Source organism: Streptomyces sp. NPDC005808, from assembly GCF_042871385.1.
Taxonomy (GTDB): domain Bacteria; phylum Actinomycetota; class Actinomycetes; order Streptomycetales; family Streptomycetaceae; genus Streptomyces.
The window spans coordinates 290,044-303,619 of the sequence record NZ_JBIAIK010000007.1 but is presented as its reverse complement, the minus strand read 5'-3'; the positions used below and the strand labels follow the sequence as shown (position 1 = coordinate 303,619).

9 protein-coding genes are annotated in these 13,576 nt (G+C 69.7%); 6 read left to right on the top strand and 3 right to left on the bottom strand.

What is annotated here, in order from left to right; genetic code table 11:
* Nucleotides 1-364: 364 nt before the first annotated feature.
* Together gltB and ACFYPC_RS18360 are read left to right on the top strand one after the other, a co-directional pair.
* Complete coding sequence (gltB, locus tag ACFYPC_RS18365) at nucleotides 365-4,972, top strand: glutamate synthase large subunit (protein ID WP_388676980.1); 4,608 nt, start codon at nucleotides 365-367, stop codon at nucleotides 4,970-4,972.
* Complete coding sequence (locus tag ACFYPC_RS18360) at nucleotides 4,965-6,425, top strand: glutamate synthase subunit beta (RefSeq protein WP_388676977.1); 1,461 nt, start codon at nucleotides 4,965-4,967, stop codon at nucleotides 6,423-6,425. Before gltB ends, ACFYPC_RS18360 begins: the two co-directional genes overlap by 8 nt.
* A gap of 174 nt (nucleotides 6,426-6,599) precedes the next feature.
* Here ACFYPC_RS18360 and ACFYPC_RS18355 read toward each other — a convergent pair whose 3' ends face one another.
* On the bottom strand, nucleotides 6,600-7,511 hold the full coding sequence (locus ACFYPC_RS18355) for an aldo/keto reductase (RefSeq protein WP_388676974.1): 912 nt from the start codon (nucleotides 7,509-7,511) through the stop codon (nucleotides 6,600-6,602).
* An 80-nt stretch (nucleotides 7,512-7,591) separates the two neighbouring features.
* Here ACFYPC_RS18355 and ACFYPC_RS18350 point away from each other — a divergent pair, with 80 nt between their 5' ends.
* On the top strand, nucleotides 7,592-7,927 hold the full coding sequence (locus tag ACFYPC_RS18350) for a MerR family transcriptional regulator (RefSeq protein WP_388676972.1): 336 nt from the start codon (nucleotides 7,592-7,594) through the stop codon (nucleotides 7,925-7,927).
* A gap of 58 nt (nucleotides 7,928-7,985) precedes the next feature.
* Nucleotides 7,986-9,677: a cytochrome bc complex cytochrome b subunit gene (locus tag ACFYPC_RS18345; protein ID WP_388676969.1), complete on the top strand. Its 1,692-nt coding sequence runs from the start codon at nucleotides 7,986-7,988 to the stop codon at nucleotides 9,675-9,677.
* Here the strand turns inward: ACFYPC_RS18345 and ACFYPC_RS18340 are convergent.
* Nucleotides 9,652-10,851, bottom strand: coding sequence for an acyl-CoA dehydrogenase family protein (locus ACFYPC_RS18340; RefSeq protein ID WP_388676967.1), 1,200 nt, complete (start codon nucleotides 10,849-10,851; stop codon nucleotides 9,652-9,654). The genes ACFYPC_RS18345 and ACFYPC_RS18340 overlap by 26 nt on opposite strands.
* Nucleotides 10,851-11,996: an acyl-CoA dehydrogenase family protein gene (locus tag ACFYPC_RS18335; protein ID WP_388676963.1), complete on the bottom strand. Its 1,146-nt coding sequence runs from the start codon at nucleotides 11,994-11,996 to the stop codon at nucleotides 10,851-10,853. Before ACFYPC_RS18335 ends, ACFYPC_RS18340 begins: the two co-directional genes overlap by 1 nt.
* 99 nt (nucleotides 11,997-12,095) lie before the next feature.
* Here ACFYPC_RS18335 and ACFYPC_RS18330 point away from each other — a divergent pair, with 99 nt between their 5' ends.
* The gene (locus tag ACFYPC_RS18330; protein WP_388676961.1) at nucleotides 12,096-12,887 is read left to right on the top strand and encodes an SDR family oxidoreductase; all 792 of its coding nucleotides are present in this window, start codon (nucleotides 12,096-12,098) and stop codon (nucleotides 12,885-12,887) included.
* A 54-nt stretch (nucleotides 12,888-12,941) separates the two neighbouring features.
* Entirely contained in the window at nucleotides 12,942-13,553 is a 612-nt protein-coding gene (locus tag ACFYPC_RS18325) for a TetR/AcrR family transcriptional regulator (protein WP_388676959.1), read from the top strand.
* Nucleotides 13,554-13,576 lie beyond the last annotated feature (23 nt).

The window sequence follows — 13,576 nt, the reverse complement described above, 5'->3', positions numbered from 1 at the left end:
CTGTTGGGCGCCTATGCGGATGACCGCATAAGTAGTCGTTACCCGGCGGTTTCGAACGCTTAACCACTGGGCATGAGCCGTAAGCGCTGTGGGCAATGAAGCCTTCTCTGCACAACCGTGGCGGGTGACGTTGCCTGCCACGCTCCGGGTCGACGGACACGGATCTGTCCGGTCGACCCCTCAATTCCACCGCCGTGCGCGGTATCCCCGCCGCGACTGCCCGGTGTCCGCATGTTGGAACGCAGTATCCAGTTCCCGAGAAGCGCCCCATCATGTAACCTGCACGAAATTTTGCGCACATAAAGCAGAGGGCCAACGTCGTCCCTCGGCACTTGAAAATGCCACGACGACGACGGGAGAGCCGATGCGTACGCCGCGCCAGCCGTCCCAGCACTCCACGAATGGCCAGAAGTGGTCCTTCATGGATGCTCGCCCTGCCGCGCAGGGTATGTACGACCCCCGCAACGAGCACGACGCCTGTGGCGTCGGCTTCGTGGCCACCCTCACCGGTGAGGCGAGCCACGCGCTGGTCGAGCAGGCGCTCACGGTTCTGCGCAACCTGGAGCACCGAGGAGCCACCGGCGCCGAACCCGACTCGGGTGACGGCGCGGGCATCCTCTCCCAGGTGCCGGACGCCTTCTTCCGTGAGGTGGCCGGATTCGAGCTGCCCGCGGCCGGTGCGTACGCGGTGGGTATCGCCTTCCTGCCCGAGGACGGCATCACCGACGCCGTCTCACGGATCGAGACGATCGCCGCCGACGAGGGCCTCACCGTCCTCGGCTGGCGCGAGGTCCCGACCGCACCCGAACTGCTCGGATCCACCGCGCGTTCGACCATGCCCGTCTTCCGTCAGGTCTTCGTGACCGACGGCGGCTCCGCTGCTTCTTCAACGGGTATCGACCTCGACCGCAAGGCCTTCGTGCTGCGCAAGCGCGCCGAGCGCGAGGCGGACGTGTACTTCCCGTCGCTCTCCGCCCGCACCATCGTCTACAAGGGCATGCTGACCACCGGCCAGCTGGAGCCCTTCTTCCCGGACCTGTCCGACCGCCGCTTCGCCTCCGCGATCGCGCTCGTGCACTCCCGGTTCTCCACGAACACCTTCCCGAGCTGGCCGCTCGCCCACCCGTACCGCTTCGTCGCGCACAACGGCGAGATCAACACGGTCAAGGGCAATCGCAACTGGATGGCGGCCCGCGAGTCCCAGCTCGTCTCCGACCTGTTCGGAGCCGAGGACAAGCTCGACCGGATCTTCCCGATCTGTACGCCCGAGGCGTCCGACTCCGCCTCCTTCGACGAGGTGCTCGAACTCCTGCACCTGGGCGGCCGCTCCCTCCCGCACTCCGTGCTGATGATGATCCCGGAGGCCTGGGAGAACCACGCCTCCATGGACTCGGCCCGCCGCGCCTTCTACCAGTTCCACGCCACGATGATGGAGCCCTGGGACGGCCCGGCCTGCGTCACCTTCACCGACGGCACCCAGGTCGGCGCGGTCCTCGACCGCAACGGTCTGCGCCCCGGCCGCTACTGGGTCACCGACGAGGGCCTCGTCGTCCTCGGCTCCGAGGTCGGCGTCCTCGACATCGACCCCGCGAAGGTCGTCCGCAAGGGCCGCCTCCAGCCCGGCAGGATGTTCCTCGTCGACACCGCCGAGCACCGCATCATCGAGGACGACGAGATCAAGGCCGGCCTCATCGCCGAGAAGCCGTACGCGGAGTGGCTGGAAGCCGGCGAGATCGAGCTCTCCGACCTTCCCGAGCGCGAGCACATCGTGCACACCCACGCCTCGGTCACCCGCCGCCAGCAGACCTTCGGCTACACCGAGGAAGAGCTGCGCATCATCCTCGCGCCGATGGCGAACACCGGCGGTGAGCCGCTCGGCTCCATGGGCACGGACTCGCCGATCGCGGCCCTGTCCGAGCGCCCCCGGCTGCTCTTCGACTACTTCACCCAGCTGTTCGCGCAGGTCACCAACCCGCCGCTGGACGCGATCCGCGAGGAGCTCGTCACCTCCCTGCGCTCCTCCCTCGGCCCCGCGAGCAACCTCCTCGAGCCGACCGCCGCGTCCTGCCGCAGCGTCACCCTGCCCTTCCCGGTGATCGACAACGACGAGCTGGCCAAGCTCATCCACATCAACGCCGACGGCGACATGCCGGGCATGAAGGCCGCGACCCTGTCCGGTCTCTACCGGGTCAGCGGCGGCGGCGCCTCGCTCGCCGCCCGCCTCGACGAGATCTGCGTCGAGGCCGACGCCGCCATCGAGAACGGCGCCCGGCTGATCGTCCTCTCGGACCGGCACTCCGACGCCGAGCACGCGCCGATCCCCTCGCTGCTGCTCACCGCGGCCGTGCACCACCACCTCATCCGCACCAAGCAGCGCACCCAGGTGGGCCTGCTCGTGGAGGCGGGCGACGTCCGCGAGGTCCACCACGTGGCCCTCCTCATCGGTTTCGGCGCCGCGGCCGTCAACCCGTACCTGGCGATGGAGTCCGTCGAGGACCTCGTCCGCGCCGGCACCTTCCTGCGGGGCATCGAGCCCGAGCAGGCCATCCGCAACCTGATCTACGCGCTCGGCAAGGGCGTCCTCAAGGTCATGTCCAAGATGGGCATCTCGACCGTCGCCTCCTACCGCGGCGCCCAGGTCTTCGAGGCCGTCGGCCTCGACCAGGCCTTCGTGGCCAAGTACTTCAGCGGCACGGCGACGAAGATCGGCGGCGCCGGTCTCGACGTCATCGCCAAGGAGGTCGCCGCCCGGCACGCGAAGGCGTACCCGGCCTCCGGCATCGCGCCCGCGCACCGCGCCCTCGACATAGGCGGCGAGTACCAGTGGCGCCGCGAGGGCGAGCCGCACCTGTTCGACCCGGAGACGGTCTTCCGCCTCCAGCACTCCACGCGCACCGCCCGCTACGACATCTTCAAGAAGTACACGGACCGCGTGAACGAGCAGTCCGAGCGGCTCATGACGCTCCGCGGGCTCTTCGGCTTCAAGTCGGACCGCGAGCCGATCTCCATCGACGAGGTCGAGTCGGTCGAGGACATCGTCAAGCGCTTCTCCACGGGCGCCATGTCGTACGGCTCCATCTCCCAGGAGGCGCACGAGACCCTCGCCATCGCGATGAACCAGCTGGGCGGCAAGTCCAACACGGGTGAGGGCGGCGAGGACGCGGACCGGCTGTACGACCCCGCGCGCCGTTCGTCGATCAAGCAGGTCGCCTCCGGCCGCTTCGGTGTGACGAGCGAGTACCTCGTCAACGCGGACGACATCCAGATCAAGATGGCGCAGGGTGCCAAGCCCGGCGAGGGCGGCCAGCTGCCCGGCCACAAGGTGTACCCGTGGGTCGCCAAGACCCGGCACAGCACCCCCGGCGTGGGCCTCATCTCGCCGCCGCCGCACCACGACATCTACTCCATCGAGGACCTCGCCCAGCTCATCCACGACCTGAAGAACGCCAACCCGCAGGCCCGCATCCACGTGAAGCTGGTCTCCGAGGTCGGCGTCGGCACGGTCGCCGCGGGTGTCTCCAAGGCGCACGCGGACGTGGTGCTCATCTCCGGCCACGACGGCGGTACGGGTGCGTCCCCGCTCACCTCGCTGAAGCACGCGGGTGGACCCTGGGAGCTCGGTCTCGCCGAGACCCAGCAGACCCTGCTCCTCAACGGCCTGCGCGACCGCATCGTCGTACAGACCGACGGCCAGCTGAAGACCGGCCGTGACGTCGTCATCGCCGCGCTGCTCGGCGCCGAGGAGTTCGGTTTCGCGACCGCGCCGCTCGTCGTCTCCGGCTGCGTCATGATGCGCGTCTGCCACCTGGACACCTGCCCGGTCGGCATCGCCACGCAGAACCCGGTGCTCCGCGAGCGGTTCGCCGGCAAGGCCGAGTACGTCGTGAACTTCTTCCGGTTCATCGCCGAAGAGGTCCGCGAGATCCTCGCCGAGCTGGGCTTCCGCACCATCCAGGAGGCCGTCGGCCACGCCGAGAACCTCGACGTCGAGCGGGCGATCACCCACTGGAAGGCACAGGGCCTGGACCTGAGCCCCCTCTTCTACGTGCCCGAGCTGCCCGAGGGCACCCCGCTGCACCAGGTCGTCCAGCAGGACCACGGCCTGGAGAAGGCGCTCGACAACGAGCTGATCAAGCTCGCCGCCGACGCCCTCGCCGCGTCCAGCGCCACCGACGCCCAGCCGGTCCGCGCCCAGGTCGCGATCCGCAACATCAACCGCACGGTCGGCACCATGCTCGGCCACGAGGTGACCAAGAAGTTCGGCGGGGCGGGCCTGCCCGACGACACCATCGACATCACCTTCACCGGCTCCGCGGGCCAGTCCTTCGGCGCCTTCGTGCCGCGCGGTGTGACGCTGCGCCTGGAGGGCGACGCCAACGACTACGTCGGCAAGGGCCTCTCCGGCGGCCGGCTGATCGTCCGTCCCGACCGGGGCGCCGACCACCTCGCCGAGTACTCGACGATCGCGGGCAACACCATCGCGTACGGCGCGACGGGCGGCGAGATCTTCCTGCGCGGCCGCACCGGCGAGCGCTTCTGCGTCCGCAACTCCGGCGCGACGGTCGTGGCCGAGGGCGTGGGCGACCACGGCTGCGAGTACATGACCGGCGGTCACGCGGTCGTCCTCGGCGAGACGGGACGTAACTTCGCGGCCGGCATGTCCGGCGGTGTCGCCTACGTCCTCGACCTGAACCCCGACAACGTGAACGTCAGCAGCACCGGGGCCGTCGAGGCCCTCGACGAGGCCGACGAGCGATGGCTGCACGACGTGGTGCGCCGGCACGCGGAGGAGACCGCCTCGACGGTCGCCGAGAAGCTCCTCGCCGAGTGGCCCGCGTCGGTGGACCGCTTCAGCAAGATCATCCCCAGCACCTACAAGGCAGTACTCGCCGCCAAGGACGCCGCCGAGCGAGCCGGACTCCCCGAGTCCGAGATCACCGAGAAGATGATGGAGGCGGCGACCAATGGCTGATCCCAAGGGCTTTTTGAACCATGGCCGCGAGGTCGCCAGGACCCGTCCGGTCGAGGAGCGCGTCAGGGACTGGAACGAGGTCTACGTCCCGGGCTCGCTGCTGCCGATCATCCCCACGCAGGCCAGCCGCTGCATGGACTGCGGCATCCCGTTCTGCCACAACGGCTGTCCGCTGGGGAACCTGATCCCCGAGTGGAACGACTACGCCTACCGCGAGGACTGGTCCGCCGCCTCCGAGCGCCTGCACGCCACGAACAACTTCCCGGAGTTCACCGGCCGCCTGTGCCCCGCTCCCTGTGAGTCGGCGTGTGTGCTCGGCATCAACCAGCCCGCCGTGACCATCAAGAACGTCGAGGTCTCGATCATCGACAAGGCATGGGACAGCGGCGATGTCGCGGCCCAGGCCCCGGAACGCCTCTCCGGCAAGACGGTCGCGGTCATCGGCTCGGGCCCCGCCGGTCTCGCCGCCGCCCAGCAGCTCACCCGGGCGGGCCACACGGTCGCCGTGTTCGAGCGCGCCGACCGCGTCGGAGGCCTCCTGCGGTACGGCATCCCCGAGTTCAAGATGGAGAAGCGGCACATCAACCGGCGTATCGAGCAGATGCGCGCGGAGGGCACCAAGTTCCGTACGGGTGTGGAGATCGGCCGTGACATCGACGCGGTGCGGCTGCGCAAGCGGTACGACGCCGTGGTCATCGCGGCGGGTGCGACGACAGCCCGCGATCTCCCTGTCCCCGGGCGGGAGCTGAAGGGCGTCCACCAGGCGATGGAGTACCTTCCCCTCGCCAACAAGGTCCAGGAGGGCGACTTCGTGGCGCCCCCGATCACGGCCGAGGGCAAGCACGTCGTGGTCATCGGCGGCGGCGACACGGGCGCGGACTGCGTGGGCACCGCCCACCGCCAGGGCGCGGCCTCGGTCACGCAGCTGGAGATCATGCCGCGGCCCGGCGACGAGCGGACCCCTGGTCAGCCCTGGCCGACCTACCCGATGCTCTACAAGGTCAGCTCCGCGCACGAGGAGGGCGGCGAGCGCGTCTACGCCGTCTCCACCACCCACTTCGAGGGCGACGAGGACGGCAACGTCCAGTGGCTGCACCTCGTCGAGGTCGAGTTCATCGACGGCAAGCTGACCCCGAAGCCGGGTACGGAGCGCAAGATCCCCGCCCAGCTGGTGACGCTCGCGATGGGCTTCACCGGAACGGACGTCGAGAACGGTCTGGTTTCCCAGTTCGGCCTGGAGCTGGACGCGCGCGGCAACATCGCCCGCGACGCCGACTTCGCGACGAACGTCCCCGGTGTGTACGTCGCCGGTGACGCGGGCCGTGGCCAGTCCCTCATCGTCTGGGCGATCGCGGAGGGCCGCTCGGCCGCCCGCGGAGTCGACCGCTTCCTGACCGGGGTCAGCGAACTGCCGGCCCCGATCCGCCCGACGGACCGCTCGCTGATGGTCTGACGCTCCACCCCAACAGACGTCCCGTACAAAGGCGTACGGAACTGAACGCGGCGCCTGCCTTGTCCCCGACCGGACGGTGGTGGGCGCCGTGGTGCGTCCGGGGGCGTTCACGGCCCCGCGGGGAGCGGGAGCAGGAGGAACCCCCTGCACGGGGCCGTACCGCCGTGGTCGGTCCTACGCCGTGGCGGCGGGTGCCGTGTTCTGCGAGAGGCGGGCGAACTGGCTCTCGGAGAGGGTGACTTGATGAGCGCCGAGGTTCTCCTCCAGGTGTGCCAGTGAGGTCGTACCGGGGATGGGGATCACGTTGGGGGCGCGGTGCAGCAGCCAGGCGAGGGCCGTCTGCGCCGGGCTCGCGTCCAGTTCACGTGCCACTTCGGCGACCGGGCTGCCCGGCGCCGCGTGCTCGCCCATCGCGATGGGGAAGAAGGGCAGGAAGGCGATTCCCTGCGCGGTGGCGTGGTCGAGTACGGCGTCATGGTCCCGCGCGGCCAGGTTGTAGAGGTTCTGCACGCTCGCGACGGGCGCGACCGCCGTGGCCTCCTCGATCTGCTCGACCGTGACCTCGGAGAGGCCGATGTGCCGGACCTTGCCCTCGTCCTGGAGCTGCTTCAGGGCGCCGATCTGTTCGGCGAGGGGGTAGTCGGGGTCGATGCGGTGCAGTTGGAGCAGGTCGATGCGGTCGACGCGCAGCCGGCGCAGGGAGAGTTCGGCCTGCTGACGCAGATAGGCGGGGTGGCCGAGCGGTACCCACTCCGTGGGAGAGGGCCGGGCCACGCCCACCTTGGTGGCGACGGCCACCTCGCCCGCATACGGCCTCAGGGCCTCGGCCACCAGTTCCTCGCCGGCCCCGAGCGCGTAGGCGTCCGCCGTGTCGAAGAGCGTGACGCCGAGGTCGACCGCTCGCCGCAGCACGGCGATCGCGCCGTCGCGGTCGGCGGGCGCGCGCCAGATGTGGGCCTCGCCTCCGGTCGGATCGCCGGGACCGTCGGCAAGGCGCATCGTGCCGTAGCCGATCCGCCGGACGGGAAGATCGCCGCCGAGGGTGAACGTTGTGTTGGACGAGGTGTTCGTCGCGGTTTTCGTCATGACCGTGACGCTAGGAGCTCACATGGATGTGAGGTTCAAGAGGATGTGAGGGGCATCACATGGGCATGGGCGGTGCAGGCATGAGGATCGGCGAGCTGTCGGTCAGGACGGGCGTCAGCGTGCGGCTGCTGCGCTACTACGAGGAGCAGGGACTCCTCGACTCGCGGCGTACGCCCGGCGGGCATCGCTCGTACGATGCCGATGCGCCCACCGCCGTACGCGGCATCCGGCTGCTCCTGGACGCAGGGCTGCCCACGCGCGTCATCCGCGAGGTGCTGCCCTGCGTCGAGAACGACGGCACGACCGTCGGCGACTGTATGGCCGACCGCCTGCGCGGGCGGCTGTGCGAACTCGACGCCAGGATGACGGAGTTGGCGGAGAAGCGGGCCTCGCTGGTCTCCTTGCTCGACTCGTGACGGCCCGTTGGCTTCGCCGGGACGTCGTGTCACCCTGGAGTGAGCCGAGGAGCGGCATATGGATGACGCGCGAGACATCGACTCCGGGCGCGGTGCGGGGACTTCGGGGAACGGGCGGAGAGCCGGCACCTCGCCGCCCGGACGGTCCGCCGAGGGCGGCAGGGGAGAGCGGTTCGCGGACTGGGCCGATGGGCGGCTCGGGGTGTACGCGCAGGCCAAGAACAATCTGCGCAAGGTCTTTCCCGACCACTGGTCGTTCATGCTGGGCGAGGTCTGCCTCTACAGCTTCCTCATCCTGATCCTCACCGGGGTCTACCTCACGCTGTTCTTCGAGCCCAGCGGGGTCGAGGTCGTCTACAACGGCTCGTACGAACCGCTGAAAGGCGTCATCATGACGCGCGCGTATGAGTCCACGCTCGACATCAGCTTCGACGTACGCGGCGGACTGCTGATCCGGCAGATCCACCACTGGGCGGCCCTCGTGTTCGTCGCCGGAATGCTCGTGCACATGATGCGGGTGTTCTTCACCGGCGCGTTCCGCAAGCCGCGCGAGATCAACTGGGTGTTCGGCTGGACCCTGTTGATGCTCGGCCTCATCACCGGACTGACCGGCTACTCACTCCCCGACGACCTGCTCTCCGGCACCGGCGTCCGCTTCGCACAGGGCGCCATCCTGTCGATCCCGGTGGTGGGGACGTACCTCTCGTTCTTCCTCTTCGGAGGGGAGTTCCCGGGCCATGACATCATCCCGCGGTTCTTCCCGATCCACGTACTCCTGCTGCCCGGGATCATGCTGGGCCTGGTGGTCGTCCATGTGATCCTGGTCTTCCACCACAAGCACACGCAGTACCCCGGCCCCGGACGGGACGAGAAATCCGTCGTCGGGATGCCGTTCATGCCGGTCTACATGGCCAAGGCGGGCGGCTTCTTCTTCCTCGTCTTCGGGGCGCTGGCGATGATGGGGGCGGTCGCAACGATCAACCCCGTCTGGGCCTTCGGTCCCTACCGCCCGGACCTGGTGACGACCGGCGCGCAGCCCGACTGGTACCTCGGCTTCTCAGAGGGACTGATCCGGGTGATGCCGGGATGGGAGATCAACGCCTGGGGCCACACACTCGCGTTGGGCGTCTTCATCCCCTTCATGCTCTTCCCGCTGGTCATGATGGCCATCCTCGTCTACCCGTTCGTCGAGGCCTGGATCACCGGGGACAAACGCGAACACCACCTGCTGGACCGGCCGCGCAACGTGCCCACCCGCACGGGACTCGGCGTGGCCTGGCTGAGTCTGTACGGGGTGCTGCTGATCGGCGGTGGCAACGACATCGTGGCCACGCATCTGCACCTGTCGATCAACTCGATCACGTGGTTCGTGCGGATCGCCTTCTTCGCCCTGCCGGTGCTCGCCTTCGTCGTCACGCGGCGGATCTGCCTGGGGCTGCAGCGCCGGGACCGCGACAAGGTGCTGCACGGACGGGAGTCCGGCGTCATCAAGCGGCTTCCGCACGGCGAGTTCGTCGAGGTCCACGAACCGCTCACGCAGGAACAGCTGTTCGCGCTCACCCAGCACGAGCAGGCGCCGCCGTACGACGTGGGTCCGCTCGTCGACGCGAACGGTGTCGCCCGCCGCGTCAGCCGCTCCCACCGGCTGCGCACGCGACTCGCCCGCTCCATGTACGGGCCGGGCACGCACATCCCGAAGCCGACGGTGGAGGAGTACCGGGAGCTCACGAGCGAGGATCACCACCACTGAGGGCGCCGAGCACTTCGGCCCTGCACTCGGCCGGACTGCCCCACGCGGTGCGCAGGGCACGGGCCTTGGTGAGCCAGAGGGACAGGTCGTACTCGGCCGTGTAGCCGACCGCGCCGTGCAACTGGAGCGCCGTACGGGCGGTGGCGTACGCCGCCTCACCGGCCGTGACCTTGGCCGCGGCGACGTCCGCCGGCTCCATGGACAGCGCCGCCCCGAAGAGCAGGGGCCGCGCGAACTCCAGGGCGATCTTCGCGTCCGCGAGCTGGTGCTTGACGGCCTGGAACGAGCCGACGGGAACGCCGAACTGGGTGCGCTGCTTGACGTACTCCACCGTCCTGTCGAGAAGGGCGAGTCCCACACCGAGCGCTTGGGCGGCCGTGGCGAGCCGGGCCCAGATCAGGGCCTGGGCGGCGGCACGCGTCACCTGGGGACCGGCGGCGAGGAGTTCGCCACCGGGGCGGGGGAGGGGGAGGGGGAGGCTTAGACGGCGGGCGGGGTCGAGGGAGGGGCGGGGGATTTCCGTGGCGGTGGTCCTTGTCGGCGGGTGGGGTTCTGGGTGTGTGGGGGTGTGCGGTGTCGTCACGTGGGGTTCCGGGCGCGCGGCGTTGTCCGGTGTCGTCAGGTGGAGTTCCGGGTGCGCGCCGGTGTCTCGTACCGCCAGGTGCAGCTCCGCCGCTTCGGCGTCCAGGACGAACGGTCCGCCGCCCGGCAAGGCGACTGTCGCCAGTGCCTGGCCCGAGGCGAGCAGCGGCAGCAGACGCTTGGCGGGGTACGAAGCTCCGAGCGCCGATGCTCCGAGCGCTGGTTCACCGAGCCTCGATTCACCGAGAGCCGGTTCACCGGGCGCCTGCTCGCCGAGTTCGCCGAGTTCGCCGAGTTCGGTGAGCAGGGCAGCCGCGGCGACTGTCTCCGCCAGCGGGCCCGGGACTCCGTGGCGGCCCAACTCGACGAAGGCGACGGCCAGTTCCACGGGGAGGGGGCCCATGCCCTCGTACGCCTCCGGTATCGCCGGCGCGAAGACGCCCGCGTCGGCGAGGCGGGACCACAGGGCGCGGCCGGGGGCGCGGTCACCCCTGGCCCAGGCGCGGATGACCGTCGGTGTGTCCGCCGCCGTCAGCAGCCCGTTCAGGGAGTGGGCGAAGGCGCGCTGCTCGGGGGAGAGGAGGAAGCGCATCAGCGGCGGCCCTTCGGGAGGCCGAGGAGGCGCTCGGCGATGATGTCGCGCTGGATCTCGTTGGTGCCGGCGTAGAGAGGTCCGGCGAGGGAGAAGACATAGCCCTCGGCCCAGTCGGTGTCCGCCAACTCGCCCTCCGGGCCCAGCAGATCGAGTGCCGTCTCATGCAGCGCGATGTCGTACTCGGACCAGAAGACCTTGTTCAGGCTGGACTCCGGGCCGATCGGCTCGCCGGCGGCGAAACGGGAAGCGCCCGCGTAGGTGAAGAGCTGGTACGCGCGGGCGCCGATCACCGCGTCGGCCACCCGGTCGCGCAGCGCCGTGTCCGTGGGGTCGGCGTGGCTGCGCCACAGGGCAACCAGCCGGTCGGCGGCGGCCAGGAAGCGGCCCGGTGAGCGGAGCGTCAGACCGCGTTCGTTGCCCGCTGTCGACATGGCGACCCGCCAGCCCTGACCCACCTCCCCGATCACGTCCTTGTCGGGGACGAAGACGGAGTCGAGGAAGAGTTCGGCGAAGGCCGGTTTGCCGTCCAGACGACCGATCGGGCGGACCGTCACGCCCGGCGCGCGCAGGTCGAACATCAGGTAGGTGAGGCCCTGGTGGCGCTCAGGAGTGCCCGGTTCGCTGCGGAAGAGGCCGAAGGCGCGGTCGGCGAACGCGGCCCGTGACGACCATGTCTTCTGCCCGCTCAGCAGCCAGCCCCCGTCCGTGCGCACCGCGCGGGAGGTGAGCGAGGCCAGGTCGGAACCCGCCTCGGGCTCGGACCACGCCTGCGCCCAGATCGTCTCGCCCGTGGCCATCGACGGCAGTATGCGCGCGCATTGCTGCTGCGTTCCGTAGGCGAAGAGCGCGGGGGCCAGCAGATTGATGCCGTTCTGGCTGACCCGGCCGGGCGCGCCCGCCGCGTAGTACTCCTCCTCGAAGACCAGCCACCGCATGATGTCCACGCCACGGCCGCCGTACTCCGTCGGCCACGACACCACCGACCAGCGGTCCGCGGCGAGTTCGGCCTCCCATGCGCGGTGGGCGGCGAAGCCCTCCTCGGTCTCCAGGGAGAGGAGGGGGACGGGCGGCACGTGGGTGGCCAGCCAGGCCCGGGCCTCGGCGCGGAAGGAATCGGCGGCGGGGGAGTGGACGAGATCCATCGGCGGCACCCTTCGGCAGCGCTTTTCGGGAGTACTTTCCGTCAGCACCTTTCGGCGACAACCTTCCCTAACAAGTGTTTGGTAGGTTAGCGTGGAGCCATGAGCGACGTCGAGAGTCCGGCGTACGTATCCGGGCACGGGCTGCTGAAGGGGCGTACGGCTGTCATCACCGCCGCCGCGGGTGCCGGGATAGGTGGGGCGACCGTGCGCAGGTTCCTCGAAGAGGGCGCTCGGGTACTGATCGGCGACGCGCATGCGCGGCGGCTCAAGGAGAGCGCCGAGGCACTGGGCGAGCTCTTCGGTGCCGGGAGTGTCGCCTCGCTGCCCTGCGACGTCACCCGCGAGGACCAGGTTCAAGCCCTCTTCGACACGGCTCGCGAGCTGCACGGAGGCTTGGACATAGTTGTCAACAACGCCGGTCTCGGCGGCACTTCGCCCCTCGTCGACATGACCGACGAGCAGTGGTCGAAGGTGCTCGACGTGACGCTGAACGGCACGTTCCGGTGCACGCGGGCAGCCCTGCGGATACTCAAGGAGCAGGGCGGCGGCGGAGTCGTCGTCAACAACGCCTCCGTCGTCGGCTGGCGGGCCCAGGCCGGGCAGGCGCACTACGCCGCCGCGAAGGCCGGGGTCATGGCCCTCACCCGCTGCGCGGCCATCGAGGCCGCCGCGTACGGAGTGCGGGTCAACGCCGTGTCGCCGAGCCTCGCCATGCACCCGCACCTGGCGAAGGTGACCACGCCGGACTTGCTCGCGGAGCTGACTGCTCGCGAGGCGTACGGGCGGTACGCCGAGCCCTGGGAGGTGGCCAACGTGATCGTGTTCCTGGCGTCCGGCTACTCCTCGTACCTGACCGGAGAAGTCGTGTCCGTCAGCAGCCAGCACCCTTAGAAGTGAGGCGGCCGGCATGCGTGGATACGCGGGCCACGGGACCACAATGAACCCGTGCCTACCAAGAAGAAGCCCCAGGTGACCGCTTCACCCGAGCGGCGCCGCGAACTGCTCGACACGGCCGCCGAGGTCTTCGCCGAGCAGGGCTACAACGCCACCACCGTCCGCAAGATCGCGGACCAGGCCGGAATGCTCGCGGGCAGTCTCTACTACCACTTCGACTCCAAGGAATCGATGCTGGAGGAGATCCTGCGGACCTTCCTCGACGAGCTCTGGGGCGGGTACGACACCGTCCTGGACGCCGAACTGGGCCCCCGGGAAACCCTGGAGGCCCTGGTCACCGAGTCCTTCCGGGAGATCGACCGGCACCGCGCAGCCGTCGCGATCTACCAGAAGGAGTCCAGGCACCTCGCCGCGCAGCAGCGGTTCGCGTTCCTGGCCGAGTCGCAGCGCAACTTCGAGAAGGCGTGGCTGAGCACGCTGGAGCGCGGTGTCGCCGCCGAGGTCTTCCGGGCCGACCTCGACATCCGGCTCACCTACCGGTTCGTGCGCGACACCGTGTGGGTCGCCGCGTCCTGGTACCGGCCCGGTGGTCACCACAGCCCGGAGGAGATCGCCCGGCAGTACCTGTCGATGGTCCTCGACGGGATCTCCGTGCGCGAGTAACCACCTGTCCGTGAGCTCCCCGG

Excerpts from the sequence above, each read along its gene's own strand:
- ACFYPC_RS18345 (WP_388676969.1), top strand. The coding sequence starts at position 7,986 with ATGGATGACGCGCGAGACATCGACTCCGGGCGCGGTGCGGGGACTTCG.
- ACFYPC_RS18340 (WP_388676967.1), bottom strand. The coding sequence starts at position 10,851 with ATGCGCTTCCTCCTCTCCCCCGAGCAGCGCGCCTTCGCCCACTCCCTG.
- ACFYPC_RS18335 (WP_388676963.1), bottom strand. The coding sequence starts at position 11,996 with ATGGATCTCGTCCACTCCCCCGCCGCCGATTCCTTCCGCGCCGAGGCC.
- ACFYPC_RS18330 (WP_388676961.1), top strand. The coding sequence starts at position 12,096 with ATGAGCGACGTCGAGAGTCCGGCGTACGTATCCGGGCACGGGCTGCTG.
- ACFYPC_RS18350 (WP_388676972.1), top strand. The coding sequence starts at position 7,592 with ATGAGGATCGGCGAGCTGTCGGTCAGGACGGGCGTCAGCGTGCGGCTG.
- gltB (WP_388676980.1), top strand. The coding sequence starts at position 365 with ATGCGTACGCCGCGCCAGCCGTCCCAGCACTCCACGAATGGCCAGAAG.
- ACFYPC_RS18355 (WP_388676974.1), bottom strand. The coding sequence starts at position 7,511 with ATGACGAAAACCGCGACGAACACCTCGTCCAACACAACGTTCACCCTC.
- ACFYPC_RS18360 (WP_388676977.1), top strand. The coding sequence starts at position 4,965 with ATGGCTGATCCCAAGGGCTTTTTGAACCATGGCCGCGAGGTCGCCAGG.